The sequence below is a fragment of the Luteimonas chenhongjianii genome, assembly GCF_002327105.1.
GTDB lineage: Bacteria > Pseudomonadota > Gammaproteobacteria > Xanthomonadales > Xanthomonadaceae > Luteimonas > Luteimonas chenhongjianii.
The window spans coordinates 2,645,666-2,661,519 of sequence record NZ_CP023406.1; the positions used below are offsets into that span (position 1 = coordinate 2,645,666).

At 69.3% G+C, this 15,854-nt stretch carries 11 protein-coding genes and 1 pseudogene; 8 read left to right on the top strand and 4 right to left on the bottom strand.

Annotated features, from left to right (window positions below; all coding sequences use genetic code 11):
- Positions 1 to 94: 94 nt before the first annotated feature.
- Complete coding sequence (trxA, locus tag CNR27_RS12045) at positions 95 to 979, top strand: thioredoxin (protein ID WP_096299100.1); 885 nt, start codon at positions 95 to 97, stop codon at positions 977 to 979.
- 69 nt (positions 980 to 1,048) lie between these two features.
- A complete protein-coding gene (locus CNR27_RS12050; protein ID WP_096299102.1) occupies positions 1,049 to 1,531 on the top strand; it encodes a DUF4442 domain-containing protein in 483 nt (160 codons plus the stop codon).
- Here CNR27_RS12050 and CNR27_RS12055 read toward each other — a convergent pair.
- A complete protein-coding gene (locus tag CNR27_RS12055; RefSeq protein WP_157745454.1) occupies positions 1,498 to 2,667 on the bottom strand; it encodes a hypothetical protein in 1,170 nt (389 codons plus the stop codon). The genes CNR27_RS12050 and CNR27_RS12055 overlap by 34 nt on opposite strands.
- A 292-nt stretch (positions 2,668 to 2,959) precedes the next feature.
- Between CNR27_RS12055 and CNR27_RS12060 the strand changes: the two genes are divergently transcribed.
- From CNR27_RS12060 to CNR27_RS12080, 5 genes and pseudogenes are all read left to right on the top strand, one after another.
- Complete coding sequence (locus CNR27_RS12060) at positions 2,960 to 5,029, top strand: bifunctional serine/threonine-protein kinase/formylglycine-generating enzyme family protein (protein ID WP_096299105.1); 2,070 nt, start codon at positions 2,960 to 2,962, stop codon at positions 5,027 to 5,029.
- An 83-nt stretch (positions 5,030 to 5,112) separates the two neighbouring features.
- Complete coding sequence (locus CNR27_RS12065) at positions 5,113 to 5,799, top strand: DUF502 domain-containing protein (protein ID WP_096299107.1); 687 nt, start codon at positions 5,113 to 5,115, stop codon at positions 5,797 to 5,799.
- A gap of 71 nt (positions 5,800 to 5,870) precedes the next feature.
- Positions 5,871 to 7,697 (top strand): annotated as a pseudogene (locus CNR27_RS12070) (DUF885 domain-containing protein); the annotation flags it as partial.
- Positions 7,698 to 8,036: 339 nt separating this feature from the next.
- Entirely contained in the window at positions 8,037 to 8,447 is a 411-nt protein-coding gene (locus CNR27_RS12075) for a hypothetical protein (protein WP_096299111.1), read from the top strand.
- 32 nt (positions 8,448 to 8,479) lie between these two features.
- On the top strand, positions 8,480 to 9,358 hold the full coding sequence (locus CNR27_RS12080) for a bile acid:sodium symporter family protein (protein WP_096299113.1): 879 nt from the start codon (positions 8,480 to 8,482) through the stop codon (positions 9,356 to 9,358).
- A gap of 203 nt (positions 9,359 to 9,561) precedes the next feature.
- Here the strand turns inward: CNR27_RS12080 and CNR27_RS12085 are convergent, their stop codons facing one another.
- The 3 genes from CNR27_RS12085 to CNR27_RS12095 all read right to left on the bottom strand — a co-directional run bounded on the left by CNR27_RS12085 (position 9,562) and on the right by CNR27_RS12095 (position 13,910).
- Positions 9,562 to 11,016 carry a M16 family metallopeptidase gene (locus CNR27_RS12085; protein WP_179948173.1) on the bottom strand — a complete coding sequence of 485 codons (1,455 nt, stop codon included), beginning with the start codon at positions 11,014 to 11,016 and terminating at the stop codon, positions 9,562 to 9,564.
- Between the two features lie 10 nt (positions 11,017 to 11,026).
- A complete protein-coding gene (locus CNR27_RS12090) occupies positions 11,027 to 12,448 on the bottom strand; it encodes a M16 family metallopeptidase (RefSeq protein ID WP_245815622.1) in 1,422 nt (473 codons plus the stop codon).
- Between the two features lie 172 nt (positions 12,449 to 12,620).
- The gene (locus tag CNR27_RS12095) at positions 12,621 to 13,910 is read right to left on the bottom strand and encodes a dicarboxylate/amino acid:cation symporter (RefSeq protein WP_096299118.1); all 1,290 of its coding nucleotides are present in this window, start codon (positions 13,908 to 13,910) and stop codon (positions 12,621 to 12,623) included.
- A gap of 221 nt (positions 13,911 to 14,131) precedes the next feature.
- On the opposite strand from CNR27_RS12095, the gene CNR27_RS12100 reads away from it, so the two are divergent.
- Positions 14,132 to 15,826 carry an alkaline phosphatase gene (locus CNR27_RS12100; protein ID WP_096299120.1) on the top strand — a complete coding sequence of 565 codons (1,695 nt, stop codon included), beginning with the start codon at positions 14,132 to 14,134 and terminating at the stop codon, positions 15,824 to 15,826.
- Positions 15,827 to 15,854: the final 28 nt, after the last annotated feature.

Here is a 15,854-nt window from a genome sequence, read left to right on the forward strand (position 1 = left end):
TGATGTCAACTATCTTTTACATGGTTGTATCCTGCGCGGCCGTCGCCATCTGCTTGTGATCGCGCACGGCGCTTCCCCTTCCAAGGATTTCCGCATGCTCCTCGACGGCAACGCCCCCGCTACCGACGCCCCCCGCCACGTCTTCGACGCGACCACCGCCAACTTCGAGACGGAGGTCCTGCAGAAGTCCTTGCAGACCCCGGTACTGATCGATTTCTGGGCCGAATGGTGCGGGCCGTGCAAGTCGCTTGGACCGGTGCTGGAGAAGCTGGCGGCCGAATACAACGGCGCGTTCGTGCTGGCCAAGGTGGATGTCGACAAGGAGCAGCAGATCGCCGCGGCCTTCCAGATCCGCTCGGTGCCCACCGTGTTCCTGCTGGTCGGTGGGCAGCCGGTCGACGGGTTCCCCGGCGCGCTGCCCGAAGGCGAGGTCCGCGAATTCCTCCAGCGCCATGGCATCACGCCCGCGGAAGGGGCGCCTGCCGAAGACGCCGCCCCGGCCCCGCTCGACCCCGCCGCGGAAGTCGCCCGGCTGCGCGAGGCGATCGCAGCCGAGCCCGACAAGGCAGAGCTGCGGCTCGATCTCGCCCTTGCGCTGCTGCAGACCGGCGCGGCGCAGGAGGCCGAAAGCCTGCTCGATGGCCTGCCGGCCAATCTCGCCACCGACGACCGCACCATCAAGGCCCGCGCGCGCCTGGACTTCGCGACCCTGCTGGCCGACGCGCCGCCGGTGGAGGCATTGCAGTCCGCGATCGCGGCCGATCCGGGCAATCTGACCGCCCGCCACCAGCTGGGCGTGCGCCATATCGTCGCGGGAGACGCAGAGGCGGGCTTCGAGCAGTTCATCGAGATGCTCAGCCGCGATCGCGACTTCCAAGACGGACTGCCGCGCAAGGCGTTGATCGATGCGTTCCGCATCGTCGAGGATCCTGCGCTGGTCGGCCGCTATCGCCGCAAGATGGCCTCGCTGCTGTTCTGATCCGGCCACGGCCACAGGCACCGTACAGCTGCGTATGGCAAGATCGGCGCCCCCGCCGATCGCACTGCCATGACACCCCGCCGCGCCCGACTGATGTTCAACCTGTGGCCACCGTTCCTGTTCACCGGGATCCGGGTGACCGCGATCGACGCGCGGTTCCGGCATGCGCGCGTCGAACTGCGCCAGCGCTGGTTCAACAGCAACTATGTCGGCACGCACTTCGGCGGCAGCCTGTTCGCGATGACCGACCCGTTCTGGATGATCCTCACCCTGCGCGCGCTCGGCAGCGAACACGTGGTCTGGGACAAGGCCGCCGAGATCGAGTTCGTCCGCCCCGGCCGCGGTACCGTGCACGCGAGCTTCGACCTCGATGACGCGACGGTCGAGACGATCCGCGCGGCGACCGCCGACGGCAGCAAGCACCTGCACTGGTTCACCACCGATGTGCTCGATGCGTCGGGCGAGCTGGTGGCCCGCGTGCGCAAGCAGATCTACGTGCGCCGCAAGCGGCGCGCGTCTCAGTCGGCCGACGCGACCGCCTCGACCAGATAGGCCGGCAGGGGCAGCGACCAGGTGTCGACGGGGCTGGTATAGCGCTGCGCGATGCCGATCGTGCGCCCATCGGCACCGATGGTGATGTCGCGGTCCGCGCTGCGAAGACCTTCCGGACGGCGCGCCAGACGTTCGGCGAGGCTCCCGTCGTCGGGCTGCTCGCGCAGCCAGGCCAGCGTGCCGAGCAGCTGCAGACGCGCACCGTAATCGTGTCCCCGCGCGGCAAGGGGTTGGTAAGTGGGTCCCCCGACGTTGGCGATAACACAGCCCCCGAAGTTCGCGATGCATTCGAAACGCCGCCAGATGGGCCTGCTGGCGCTGGAGACCTGCGGACCCGTGTCCGGCAGCGGCTGCGCCGCGCAGGGCACACTCATCTGCTCGGCGAACAGCGCCCGGGAGGCATCACGATCCAGGACCAGCCAGCTCCACGCGTTGTGCTCGCGCATCTCGGGGATCTGCTGGACCACATCCATGCTCGTCGCAAACGCGCCACGCATGGCCGGACAGCTTGACCATTCCGCGGCCACTGGCGCGACGAGTGCCGCATGGCAACTGCCGGGCAACGCCGTTCCGGCCGGCATGTCCGCCAGCATGCTGGCCAGCAGCGCCCCATAGCCATTGGTGGTCAGCGCCATCCCGTACGTCCGTACGATCAGCTCGTCGCTGTTGTGCCCGATTCGTCGCCACGTCGCGAGATCGCGGCAGGTCGCGTCGATCGCGCCGATCCGGTCGCCCTTCGCAAACTGCACGGCGTGCGCAGTGACCGGCCAGCTCAGCAGGCCGACGGGAACAGACAGCAGGCCTGTGGAATCGGGCGGCAGGCGCGAGAGATAGTGATCGTAGCTCCGCAATGCCTGCACCCGTTCGATCAGGTGGCGATTGGACTGCACCAGCGCGGCATACGCGTCCAGCGAAGCGCCGACTTTTTCGAGACAGTCCGATCCGGCATTTCCGCAGTGAGGGGTGGCGGCGTTGTCCACAAGCAGGTCGCGATAGCGGGCGCGGGCGGACTTGAACGACAGCGGGGGACTGCGCTCGCGCCAGGCCGTGGTCAGCGCCTGCATGTCGGCGTCCACCACCGCCGCGACCTCCGCATCGGGCACGTCACGCCGCAGCACCCACAGCGCGTCGAACACGTTGCGCCCATGGAACACGTTCGGCGCTTCCATAAGCGCCAGTGCCGCACGTTGTTCCGGCGTCGGTCCGCGCAGTCGCGACGCGCCCCACAGCAGCGACAGTACCGTCGCCGTCACCACCAACCCCAAACCCAGATAGTTCAACCAACGCATCCATGATCCCCCTGCTGGCCGCGCTCCTGCGGCCAGCGGAGTCTGCCATGCCCGGCAATGCACGCGCTCGGTAGCGCCAACGACATCACACCGTTTTCTGCGACCCGGTGGGTATGCTGTCGGCCGCACAGGGGGACGCATGTCGCAGTACGTACACGGGCTCGAGGAGCCGATGACGCTGCCGGAGATTACCGGCTATCGCGTGGTGCGCGTCGTCGGCCATGGCGGCATGGCGACCGTCTATCTCGGCACCCAGCTGTCGCTCGGCCGCGACGTGGCGATCAAGGTCATGCGACCCGAGGCGCTTGCCGACGAGGTCAGCCGCCGACGCTTCGAGAACGAGGCCCGCACCATCGCCCGGCTCGAGCATCCCAACATCGTCGGCATCCACGAGGTCGGCCGCACGGCCGATGGCCTGCCGTGGTACGCGATGCCCTACCTCCCGCACGGCCACCTGGGTCGGCGCGACCTCACCCGGGACCATGGCCGGGTACGCGAAGTGTTGCGCGCCCTGCTCTCGGCACTGGCCTATGCGCATGCGCGCGGGGTGATCCATCGCGACGTCAAGGCCGAGAACGTCTTGTTCGACGAAGCCGACCGCCCGCTGCTGGCCGACTTCGGCATCGCCCTGCGGCGTGGTTACGGCACGCGCGTGACGATGGTGGGGCTCGCCGTCGGCAGCACCGCCTACATGGCGCCGGAACAGGCGCGCGGACAGCAGGTGGATTTCCGCGCCGATCTCTACAGCGTTGGCGTGCTGGCCTGGGAAATGCTCAACGGCAGCCTGCCCTACCAGGCCGACGACGCACTCTCGATGGCACTAGCGCACACCCAGAATCCGATTCCGCGACTGCCGCCGGCGCTGCGCCACTGGCAGCGCTTCATCGACCGCGCCCTTGCGAAATCACCGGGCCGGCGATTCGCCGATGCGAACCAGATGCTGCAGGCGCTGGCCGAGGTGCCGCTGCGTGGCGGACGCAGTGCTCCGCTGATCGAAGGCGCGCTGCGCCGGGCCGGGGCCGGCGCCAGGCGCGTCCCGCCGCTGCTGTGGATACCGGCGGTACTGGTGCTGGCAGCCGGTATCGGCCTGCTGCTTCGCCCGGCCACCCAACCGGACCCGGATACGCAGGCCGCGGCGCAGGCCAGAATGCTCCCCAGCCCTGAACCCAGCGATGCGCAGGGCCTCGCACGCGACGACATGTCCGGCACGGCCGCGACCGGGCCGATGGAGCTCGTCGATCCCGCGGCGGCGCGCGTGGCGCCGGTCTCGCAGGCGGACCGGTACCTGCTCGAGGCGGAACGCCGGATGCAGGCCGGGCATCTGGCTGCGCCCGAGGGGGCGAACGCGTTCGAATCGCTGACCCGTGCCTGGCGTGCCGATCGCGAACATCTGCGCTTCGCGCCGGTCTCCGCCCGCGCCTTGGATGCTGCTGCCGCGCGCGCCGGCGCGCTGATCGCCAAGGGCGCGCACGCTGAAGCGGCCGCCATGCTGACCGCCGCGCGCCAGCACGCGGCGGCCACCGGCCAGGCCGAAGGCGAGGCAATGCGCCAGCTGCGCGCGAAAGTGGAGACCGCAGCCGACGCGCGCATCGCCGCTGCGGCAGCCGCTGTCGACCGTGCCGATGCACTCGCTGCTTTGGCGGCTGCGGAGGCGGCCGGTATCGATGCGGCGGTCACGACGCGCCTGCGCCGGCTGGCCATGACCATTCCCGATGTCGCGGCGTTGGCTGCACGTGTTGCCGGTGGCGCCCGGGTGGTGCGCGGGCCCGACGGCGCCTACGCGATCGCCAATGCACCGGTCAGCCGCGCCGACTACGCCGCCTTCGTCGCGGCCACCGGTCACAAGTCCGCCTCCTGCCGTGCCCGCGGCTCGGTGCTGCGGGCACTGGCTCCGAAGAACTGGGAAGATCCCGGCTTCGAGCAGTCGCCGAGCGATCCGGTGGTCTGCGTGTCGTGGGACGACGCCATGGAATACGCGCGGTGGCGCAGCGAACGCGAAGGCCGCAGCATCGTCGTCGCCTCGACCGCCCAGGGCGCCAGCGTCGCGACCCGCGCGATGGGTCCGGCGGAATGGCGCAGCGACTGCGCGGCCGCATGCAAGGACCGCATCGCCGCCGGCCGCAGCCAGCGCGACGAGCTGAGCAGCCGCGCGCTCGACCCGCGCCGCGGCTATGACGATGTCGGTTTCCGCCTGGCCCACCTGCCCTGAACACCTGGCGACAGATGCCGCACTTCCGAAGACCGGGCGCCGGGCGCATGATGTCGGGTTCCCCCATTCACGCCTGAAACGCCATGAGTGCCCACACCCTGGGCGGACGCCTGCAGCGCCTGTTCCTGACCGGCCTGTTGACCCTGCTGCCGATCTGGCTCACCTGGATCGTCGTCAAGTTCGTATTCGTGCTGCTGTCGGATATCAGCCGTCCCTTGGTCGGCCCGCTCGCGCACGGCATTGCCGCGGGCTTTCCGAACTCGCTTGGGTGGATCAATGCCGTTTCGGTCCAGGCGACGATCGCGCTGCTGGCGACCCTCGTGCTCATCCTCGGCGTGGGCTGGCTGGCGCGGCGGGTCGTCGGCCAGCGCCTGCTGGGCTGGCTCGAAGCACTGGTGCAGCGCATCCCGCTGGCCAATGTCATCTATTCGAGCGCACGCAAGCTGCTCGACATCCTGCAGACCAAGCCCGACGGCACCCAGCGCGTGGTGCTGATCGACTTCCCGCACCGGGAAATGAAGTCCGTCGGCTTCGTGACCCGGGTGATCCGCGAACAGGGCACCGGGCGTGAACTCGCGGCCGTCTACGTGCCCACCACGCCCAATCCGACCTCTGGGTATCTGGAAATCGTGCCGCTGGAGAAGCTCACCCCGACCGACTGGACCGTCGACCAGGCGATGAGCTTCATCATTTCCGGCGGCGCGGTGGCGCCGGACACGATTCCGTTCGACCGACCGGGCACGGTACCCAGGCACGGCACCGATCTGTGACAGCGTGACCTCCGGCCCTTGCCGAGCGACTACACGCTGCTCAGCATCGATCGACCTTCCGGAGCCCCGTCATGAAGCAGCCGCTCGTTCTTGCCATCGCCGTCGCCGTCGCAGCCAGCAGTGGCCTTGCCGGCTGCGACCGCGCCGCGCCCACGCCCGACACGACCGCAGCGGCGGAAGTGCCTGCCGAAGACGCGCCCGCGCGCGCCGCGCGGCTGGCCACGCACTACACCGAGTACTGGGAAGAACTGCTCAAGCTCAACCCGGTGCAGGCGACCTTCCTCGGGGACCCGCGCTACAACGACCAGCTGCCCGACTTCGCCAGCGCCCAATACCGCGAACAGCTCCGCGCCTTCAACGAGCGCTGGCTGAAAACGGTCGAAGCGATCGGCAGTGCCGGCCTCGAGGGCCAGGACCTGCTGAGCTATCGGATCTTCGTCCAGGACCGGCGCGATGCACTGGACGCCGAACGCTTCCCGGGCTGGATGATGCCGGTCAACCAGATGGGCAGCACGGTCAGCTACGCGGTGCTGCTGGGCTCGGGCCAGACCGCGCAGCCGTTCGCGAGCGTCGCCGACTACGACGCCTGGCTGCGCCGCGCGGCGCGGATCCCCACCGTACTCGACACCGAGATCGCCAACATGCGTATCGGCATCGAGTCCAACGTGGTCCAGCCCCGCGTGCTGATGGAAAAGGTGTTGCCACAGTTCGATGCGATCCTCGTCGAGGATCCGGAGAAGAGCCCGTTCTGGGGCCCGGTTGCGAACTTCCCCGACGACGTCCCCGCTCCCGAGCGCGAACGGCTGACCGCCGCCTTCCGCAGCCTGATCACCGAGCAGCTCAATCCGGCCATCCGGCGCCAGCGCGACTTCATCGCCAATGACTATCTGCCGCATACCCGCGACAGCGTGGGACTCGACGCCCTGCCCGACGGCATGGCCTGGTATGCATTCTCGACCCGTCAGCAGACCACGTCCGACCTCACGCCCGAGGCGATCCACCAGATCGGCCTCGACGAGGTGGCACGCATCCACGCGGAGATCCGCACCGTCATGGCCGAGACGGGGTTCGAGGGCTCGCTGCAGGACTTCTTCCGCTTCATGCAGAGCGACCGCCGCTTCGAGTTCCGTTCCGAGCAGGCGCTGCTCGCGCACTACCGGGGCATCGAGAAGACGATTGCAGCCCGGGTTCCCGAACTGTTCTCGCTGACCCCCAAGGCCGGGTTCGAGATCCGGCCGATCGAGGACTTCCGGGCGGAATCGGCTGCGGGCGGCGAATACCTGCCCCCGAGCGAGGATGGCAGCCGTCCGGGCATCTTCTACGTCAACACCTTCGACCTGCCCACGCGCAAGCGCTGGGACGCCGAGGACCTGTTCCTGCACGAGGCGATTCCCGGCCATCATTTCCAGCTTGCACTGCAGCAGGAACTGACCGACCTGCCGGCCTTCCGCCGGTTCGGCGGCGAGACCGTCTTCATCGAGGGCTGGGGCCTGTATGCCGAGAGCCTGGGCCGCGAACTGGGCATCTATGCCGACCCCTACGACTACTTCGGTCGGCTGCAGGGCGAACTGTGGCGCGCCGTGCGCCTGGTCGTCGACACCGGCCTGCACAGCAAGGGTTGGACGCGGCAGCAGGTGCTCGACTACATGTTCGCCAATGCCTCGGTCAGCGAACCCGACGCGATCGCCGAGGCCGAGCGCTACATCGCCTGGCCCGGCCAGGCACTGGCTTACAAGATCGGCGAGCTGAAGATCCAGGAGCTGCGCAAGCGCAGCCAGGACGCCCTGGGCGAGGGCTTCGACATCCGCGAGTTCCACACCGAAGTGCTCAAGGACGGCGCAGTGCCGTTGCCGGTGCTCGAGGCGAAGATCGATGCCTGGCTCGCGGCGCAGCGCGGACGTGCGGATGCGCGACCCGCGGCCTCGCCGACAGCGGAGGCGGAGGCGGAGACGGAGGCGACGCGCTGAGGCCCGCCGGCCGGCGCGCGCGCCGGCTATCCGCGCCGACATGATGCCGGCGGTCGATACAGTCCGCAGTGCCGGATCCGGTGGCCGGGGCGCCGCGTCCCCGCGGATTGGCGGTGCATGGCCCGGCAAGGACCCAGGCGGCAACCGCGCCAGCCGGCCGCCCGGCCACGCGGCGCCGCACGGTGCTCCAGTACAACGTGCCGCGCTGCGGCTTGCCCTGCTCCACCCACCGGGCGATCCTGCACGCCGGTCGCGCGCGGGGGAGGCGCCATGATCCGTACGATGTTCTCGGTGATGCTCGGCATGCTGGTCGCCATGATGGTGATGCTGGGGCTCGAATTCGTCGGCACCTGGATGTTCCCGATGCCGGCCGGCCAGCTCGCCGAAGACGCCGATCTCGCCACGATCGTCGCCAATGCACCGACCGGAAAACTGGTCTGGGTCCTGCTCGGCTGGCTGATCGCCGCCGTCTGCGGCGGCTGGGTCGCCGCGCGTTTCGCACGCGCACGCCGGATGGCGGCGGCGATCGCCGTCGGCCTGCTGCTGGTACTCGGCGTGCTGCTCAATGCGTGGATGCTGCCGCATCCGCTCTGGATGACGCTGCCGGGGCTGATCGGCCCGGTCCCGCTGGCCTGGTGTGGCGGCAGGCTCGCTCTCGGGCGTACCCACCTCGCCAACTGACGCTTTCGCTCTAGCCACGTCCGGGGAAGTCCATGCAGGCATCGTTGCTGACCACATTGCTGCTGCCGCTCGCACTCGGCGTGATCATGTTCGGCCTGGGCCTCGGTCTGGGCCTCGATGATTTCCGCCGGGTCGCACGTTATCCACGCGCGGTGCTGACCGGACTCGTCCTGCAGATCGGCGTGCTGCCGTGGGCGGCACTGGCGCTGGCACTGCTGTTCCGCCTGCCGCCTGAGCTCGCGGTCGGCCTGATGTTGCTCGCCGCTTCGCCGGGCGGCGCGACCGCGAACATCTACAGCCACATCGCGCGCGGCGACGTCGCACTCAACATCACCCTGACCGCAGTCAACAGCGTGCTGTGCCTGGTCACGCTGCCGGTCATCCTCGACCTGTCGCTGGAATTCTTCCTCGGCGCCGGCCAGTACGTGCCGCCGCCGACGCGCAAGATCGTCGAGGTCGCGCTGATCATCCTGCTGCCGGTCAGCATCGGCATGCTGGTCCGGGCGTTTGCCACCGGCTTCGCGGCGCGCATGGAAAAGCCGATCCGGCTGCTGTCGGTGGTCGTGCTCGCGCTGCTGATCGTCGCGGCCGTCGCCAGCACCTGGGACACACTGCTGGCCTACTTCGCCGCCGTCGGCATCGCCTGTCTGCTGTTCAATCTCGTCAGCATGGGCATGGGCTACGCCGCGCCGCGAGCGCTGAAGCTGCCGCGCCGGCAGGCCATCGCGATCGCGATGGAGATCGGGATCCACAACGGCACGCTGGCGATCTTCATCGCGCTCAGCGTGCTCGGCAACGCGACCATGTCGGCGCCGGCAGCGGTCTACAGCCTGCTGATGTTTCTGACCGCAGCCGCGTTCGCGGCCTGGCTCAACCGTTCCGGTGCACGGACGGCCGACGCCGTCGCCTGAGGCCGTCACCACGGACGACACCTCGCGTCCCACGTCGATGATCCGCCGGTCGCATGAGATGCGAATGGCCTGCGCCCGGCGTCGACACGCTCAGGCACCTGCATGCCATCGCAGCTCCCGGCAGCCGGTCACGCGACCGGAACAGGCAAGAAAAAGGCCCCGCCGGGCAGGCGGGGCCTCTTCGCATCACGGATGCCGCGCACTCACTCCGCGCTGCCGAACGTCCCGTAGCCCTTCAGCTGATCCGCGACTGCCGCGTCGCCGACCACGACGATGCTCTGCTGCTTCGGATCGAAGAACTCGCGCGCGACCGACTGCACCTGGGCAGCTGTCACCGCGTTGGCCTTGTCGACGTAGCTGCTGAGGTAGTCGGCCGGGCGGCCAAGCACCCAGTTCGACGCCAGCGCCGCCGCCACCGCGCCCTGCAGCTGGTTCTGGAACAGGTAGGTGCCGGCGGTGAAGCGCTTGGCGCGCAGCAGCTCGTCGGAATCGACGACGACGTTGCGCATCTGCTCGAACTCCTTGAAGAACTCGCCGATTGCCGCGCCGGTCACCTCGTTGCGCACGTCGGCCTGGGCCTGGAATGCGCCGCCCTGCGCGCGCAGGCCGAAGCTGCTGCCCGCGCCATAGGTGTAGCCCTTGTCCTCGCGCAGGTTGCGCATCAGGCGGCTGTCAAAACCGCCGCCGAGGATGGTATTGGCCAGCGCCGCCGGAATCGCGCGCTCATCGTCGGCATCGAATGCAGGCCGACCGATGCGCACCGCCGACTGCACGCTGCCCGCGCGCGGCACCAGTACGAATCGGGGCCCGGCCGGATAGTCCGGGGCAGCCACGTCCGTCACCGTCGTGTCCGCGCCGCGCCAGTCGCCGAACGCCGATTGCGCCAGCGCCATTGCCTCGCGCTCCGTCACCGGACCGGCAATCACCAGCAGCGCGCGCTCGGGATGGAACCGCGCTGCGTGGGCGGCTGCGAGGCCGGCGGCGTCGGTGCCTTCGATCCCGGCTTCGGTCGGCAACATGTTGCCGTAGGGATGCGCGCCGAAGAGCACGCGTCCCATCGCCCGGTTCGCCTGATAGGCCGGCTGCGCCTGCATCGCCTTGAGGCCCTGCAGTGCATTGGTCTTGGCCAGCTGGACCTCGTTGGCCGGAAACGCCGGATTGCGCACGACGTCCGCGAAAACCGCGGCCAGTGGCTGCGCCGACGACGACAGGCCGGACGCGGTGACGAACACGCCGTCGCTGCTGGCACTCGCGCCGATCGACGCGCCCAGACGCTGCAGTTCCTCTGCGATCTGCACCGAGCTGCGCGTGGCGGTCCCTTCCTGCAGCAAGCCGGCCAGCAGGTTCGACATGCCCGGCAGCGTCGCGGGATCACTGGCCAGCCCACCGCGGACGGCGAGCACGTAGTCCACCTTCGGCAGGCCGTCCTGGCGCGGCAGCACCCAGACGGTCAGGCCATTGTCGAGGCGCCGTTCGATCAGTCCCAGCTCGGGCAACGGCCGGTCGGCGCCGTAATCGGGCAGGCCCGCAGGCAGTTCGGTCGGCGGCGCGGTGGCTGCGGACGGCTGCTGCGCATGGGCCGCGCTGGCAAACAGGCAGGCGCCGAGCGCCAGTGCGAGCGGGCGCAGGCCGCGGGTCGGAATGTGGTGCTTGTCCATGTCGATCTCCTCAGTCCTGCGCCGGTGCTGCAGCGGGCGCCGGCGCGGCCGGCGGGGCGATGCCACGCGCAGACGCCATCGCGGCGGGCACGCGGTCGATGACGGTGCGGTTGGCATCGGTGAGATAGGTCTTCGCCACGCGCTGCACGTCGGCGACGGTCACCGCCTGCACCCGGCCGGGCACCTGGTTGAGCGCCTCGGCGTTGCCCCACAGCAGCTGCGCCTTGGCCAGTTCGTCGGCGCGCGAGATGAAGGGCTCGAGACCGTTGACGTAATCGGCCAGCAACTTGGTCTTGGCGGCGGCCAGCGTCTCGGCAGGCACGCCCTCGGCGGCGATGCGCGCGACTTCCTCGTTGACCGCGCCCAGCACCGCGTCCGGCTCGACATTGGGCTTGTACAGCGCGAACAGCGTCAGCAGCGTCGGGCCGTCGTAGTCCCAGGCGTGGCCCAGTGGCCAGCCCAGGCCGCCATCGATGTTGACCAACTGCTCGCGGCCCTTGACCAGTCCCTGATACAGACGCGACGCGTCGCCGCCCGCCAGCAGCTGCGACAGCACCGCCATCGGCGCGTGATCGGCATGGCCGCGCGCGGGCATCTTCCAGCCCACGGCGAGTGCCGGCACCTGCGCCAGCGCGTCGGCCTGCGCTTCGCGCCTGCCTTCGGTGTTCAGCGGTTCGGACACGTCAGGCCGTGCAGGCGTCGCACGCGCCGGAATGTCGCCGAAGTATTCCTCGACCATCGCGAAGGCTTCCTCCGGCGAGATGTCGCCGGCGATGCCGATGACCGCGTTGTTCGGACCGTAGTAGTCGCGGTGGAAGGATTCGACATCGGCGAGCGTCGCGCCTTCGAGATCCTTGAAGCTGCCGTAGCCGTCGTGCGCGTTGGCCCACTTCGAGAACGCGAGGCGGTTGATGTCGAAGACGAAGAACAGGCCGTAGGGCTGGTTCTGCACGTTGACGCGGATCTCTTCCTTGACCACGTCCTGCTGGTTCTTGAGGTTCTCCGGGGAGAAGTCCAGGGTCTTCATCCGGTCCGCTTCCAGCCACAGGATCGGCCGCAGCGCGGGGACCGGCGCGGTCTCGATGTAGTTGGTGTAGTCGGGGCGCGTGGAGCCGTTGAGCCGGCCACCGCCGCCCTGGATCACGCGATCGAAGGTGCCCTTGGGCGCGACCGGCGTGCCCTGGAACATCAGGTGCTCGAACAGGTGGGCAAAGCCGGTGCGGTTCTCTGGCTCCAGGCGCATGCCGACGCGGTAGACCACGCTCACGCCGACGGTCGGCGAACTGCGGTCCTCCGACACCACCACGGTCAGGCCGTTGTCGAGCGTCCTGGTTTCGATCGGCATGCGCCAGGCGGCGGGCTGTGCCGCCACGGGCGCGGCAAAAATTGCGAGCAGCACGCAGGCGCTGCCCATCCGGGCAAATCGTTTCATGGTCGTTCCCTGTCCGCCCCGCTCCCCGGGGCACGAAGGCCGACTATAAGCTGCGCCGCGGTGACCGCGCATGCTGCGCTGCGGATCGCAGGCCTGCACATGGGCCTATGCGATCCGGGACGCCGTCGACACCCGGCGGACAAGGCCCCGCGCGCCGGCCGCGGCGTCGCCGCTATCTGGTCGCGCTGCTGTCTTCCACGTCGTCGATGCCCACATTGCTGTGCGCGGCCTCGTAGACCGCGCGATCGAGCAGCCCGGTTTCGCGCGCCACCAGCACCGGCACCAGCATCTGCCCGGTGACGTTGGTCATCGTGCGCATCATGTCGAGGATGCGGTCGATCGCCAGCAGCAGCCCCAGGCCCTCGAGCGGAAGGCCCGCCGCCGACAGCACCACCGTCGCCATCACCACCGCGGTGCCGGGTACGCCGGCGGTGCCGAAGCTGCCGAGCACCGAGGCCAGCAGGATCGCGGCGTACTGGGCGAAGCTCAGCTCGATGCCGAAGTACTGTGCGATGAACACCGAGGCCAGCGTCGGATAGATCGCCCCGCAGCCATCCATCTTGATCGTCGCGCCCAGCGGTACGGCGAACGCTGCGTAGTCGCGATTGACGCCGAGGTTGTGGGTAACCGCGCGCAGGGCCACCGGCATCGACGCCAGGCTCGAGGAGCTCACGAACGCCACCTGCATGCCGGGCGCGGCGCCGCGGAAGAACTTCAGCGGGTTGAGGCCATGCGCGAGCAGCAGGCCGCCGTAGACGAACACGATGTGCACCGCGCAGGCGGCATAGAGCGCGATGACGAAGCTGCCCAGCGGCAGCAGTCGTTCGAACCCGTAGGTGCCCACCAGCGCGCCGATCAGCCCGAAGGTCCCGATCGGCGTGAGTTCCAGCACGAAGCGCGTGACCTGGATCATCGCATCGGATGCCTGCCCGACCAGCGCGCGCAGAGCCGCCACGCGCTCGCCCAGCTTCACCAGCGCGAAGCCCAGCAGGCCAGCAAAGAAGATCACCTGCAGGATGTTGCCGTTCGACAACGCCGCGAACGGGTTCGTCGGCACCACGTTCAACAGCACCTCGATCGCCGACGGCACTTCGCGCGGCGTGTAGTCGGCGGCCGGGGTCAGCGAGCCGGCCTCGATGCTCAGGCCCGGATTGAAGGTGTAGGCGACGGCGAACCCGACGCCCACCGCAAGCACTGCAGTGGCGGCGAACCAGCCGAAGGTCCGGCCGCCCAGCGCGGCGATGGACTGCTGACCGTGCAGCGCGGCAACCGCATTGATCACCGCGAAGAAGACCAGTGGCACCGCGATCATGCGGATCAGGTTGACGTACAGCGTGCCGAGCGGCTGCAGCCAGGTGCCGGCCGCGGGCCCCATCAACCAGCCCGCCAGAGCGCCGAGCACGAACCCGCCGAGGACCCGTTGCCAGAACGGAATCCTGAACCACCACGCCAGAGCGCTCATAAAACGGCCTTCCCGAATGCAACCTGCGACGATACGTGAGCGCACCGGTGATCGCGATGCCGGCGCTGGGACGCCAGCGTCCTGCCCATGCGACCAATCCGGACTTTTTGCGTCCCCATCCGGCGGCCAATACAACAGCTCCGCCGCTCCCTGAATGTGAAGCCGGCGCGGCCTGGCGGGCATAATTGCGCGCTTGCCCCCCATCACGGTCCCTCTCCCGCATGCGCTTCATCTCCGCAGGCCTCGCCTGCTCGCTGACCCTGCTCTGCGCCGCGTGCGCGTCGCCCGGCCCTTCCGGCACCGGCCATATCCGCCCGATCGACGTGGAGCCGGCCGCCTCCCGCAGCGACGAGACCGCGCAGTGGTGGTACCGCAGCGGCGCAGCGCGCGCCGCCGCCAACGGCGCGATGGAGGGCCGGGCGAAGAACGTCATCGTGTTCCTCGGCGACGGCATGAGCCTGACCACCGTGGCCGCCGCGCGCATCCTCGAAGGCCAGCGCCTCGGCGGCAACGGCGAGGAGCACGCTCTGAGCTGGGAACACTTCCCGGCCACCGGCTTCTCCAAGACCTACAACACCGATTCGCAAACGCCCGATTCGGCCGGCACGATGACCGCGGTCGCGACCGGGGTGAAATCCCATATGGGTGCGATCGGTGTTTCGGCCGGCAAACGCTCCGACTGCGCCGACAGCCAGCAGCGTCATGTGCAGTCGTGGCTGCGCCTGGCCAGCGAAGCCGGGCTGGCGACCGGCATCGTGACGACCGCGCGCCTCACTCACGCGACGCCGGCCGCCACCTACGCCCACGTGCCCGACCGCGAATGGGAAAGTGACGGCCCGATGCCGGCGGCTGCCCGCGCGGCCGGCTGCGCCGACATCGCCAGCCAGTTCATCGATGCCGTGCGTTCGGGCCATGGTCCCAGCATCGCCCTCGGAGGCGGCGCCGAGCATTTCCTGCCGGGCGACGAGGTGATGCCCGGCGTCCGCGGCCGCCGCCAGGATGGTCGCAACCTGATCGAGGAATGGCAGGCAGCCCGCCCGGATGGCGCGTTCGTCTGGAATACGGCCCAGTTCGAGGCCGCGCGCGGTGCACCGTCCGTCCTGGGCCTGTTCGAAGCAAGCCATATGCAATACGAGCACGACCGTGATCGCGGGCCCGACGGTGAGCCCGATCTGGAAACAATGACCCGCTTCGCGATCGAGCATCTGTCACGGGAGGACAAGGGTTTCGTGCTGCTCGTCGAGGGTGGCCGCATCGATCACGCGAACCACGAGGGCAACGCATTCCGCGCGCTCGACGAGACGGTGTCGATGTCGCGGGCAGTGCGCGCGGCTGCGGAGCTGACGTCCGAGGACGACACCCTGATCCTGGTCACCGCCGACCATTCGCACACGCTGAACTTCGTCGGCTATCCAACCCGCGGCAATCCGATCCTGGGCAAGGTGCGCGGCCGCGTCAGCGAGGACGACGATCCGGACGCCTACGCCCTCGACGGAACCGGCCTGCCCTACACGACCCTGGTGTATGCGAACGGCCCCGGTTACACCGGAGCCAGCGACCAGCAGCCAGCCGGCCCGAAGACCCATTTCCACAAGCCGCGCAGCTTCGAGCCCGCCGTCGGGCGGCCGGACCTGAGTGCGGTCGACACCGAGCATCCCGACTTCATGCAGGAAGCGCTGGTGCCGATGCGCAGTGAATCCCATGGCGGCGACGACGTCGGGATCTGGGCGCGCGGCCCGGGCAGTGGCGCGGTCCGCGGCACGGTCGAGCAGAACGTGATCTATCACCTTATCGTCCAGGCCACGCCGGCGTTGCGCGCGCAGCTGTGCGCGACAGGCCATTGCAATGCCGACGGCGTGCCGGTCGAGCTGCCGAGGATGGCCCCGGTCGGCGCGCCGGTGCCGTCCGCCGACTGAGGCCTCGCGCCTCCCTGGGGTGCGCGCC

Bases quoted from the DNA above. Each gene is read 5' to 3' on its own strand.
- trxA (WP_096299100.1), top strand. From the start codon at position 95: ATGCTCCTCGACGGCAACGCCCCCGCTACCGACGCCCCCCGCCACGTC.
- CNR27_RS12050 (WP_096299102.1), top strand. From the start codon at position 1,049: ATGACACCCCGCCGCGCCCGACTGATGTTCAACCTGTGGCCACCGTTC.
- CNR27_RS12060 (WP_096299105.1), top strand. From the start codon at position 2,960: ATGTCGCAGTACGTACACGGGCTCGAGGAGCCGATGACGCTGCCGGAG.
- CNR27_RS12065 (WP_096299107.1), top strand. From the start codon at position 5,113: ATGAGTGCCCACACCCTGGGCGGACGCCTGCAGCGCCTGTTCCTGACC.
- CNR27_RS12075 (WP_096299111.1), top strand. From the start codon at position 8,037: ATGATCCGTACGATGTTCTCGGTGATGCTCGGCATGCTGGTCGCCATG.
- CNR27_RS12080 (WP_096299113.1), top strand. From the start codon at position 8,480: ATGCAGGCATCGTTGCTGACCACATTGCTGCTGCCGCTCGCACTCGGC.
- CNR27_RS12085 (WP_179948173.1), bottom strand. From the start codon at position 11,016: ATGGACAAGCACCACATTCCGACCCGCGGCCTGCGCCCGCTCGCACTG.
- CNR27_RS12090 (WP_245815622.1), bottom strand. From the start codon at position 12,448: ATGAAACGATTTGCCCGGATGGGCAGCGCCTGCGTGCTGCTCGCAATT.
- CNR27_RS12095 (WP_096299118.1), bottom strand. From the start codon at position 13,910: ATGAGCGCTCTGGCGTGGTGGTTCAGGATTCCGTTCTGGCAACGGGTC.
- CNR27_RS12100 (WP_096299120.1), top strand. From the start codon at position 14,132: ATGCGCTTCATCTCCGCAGGCCTCGCCTGCTCGCTGACCCTGCTCTGC.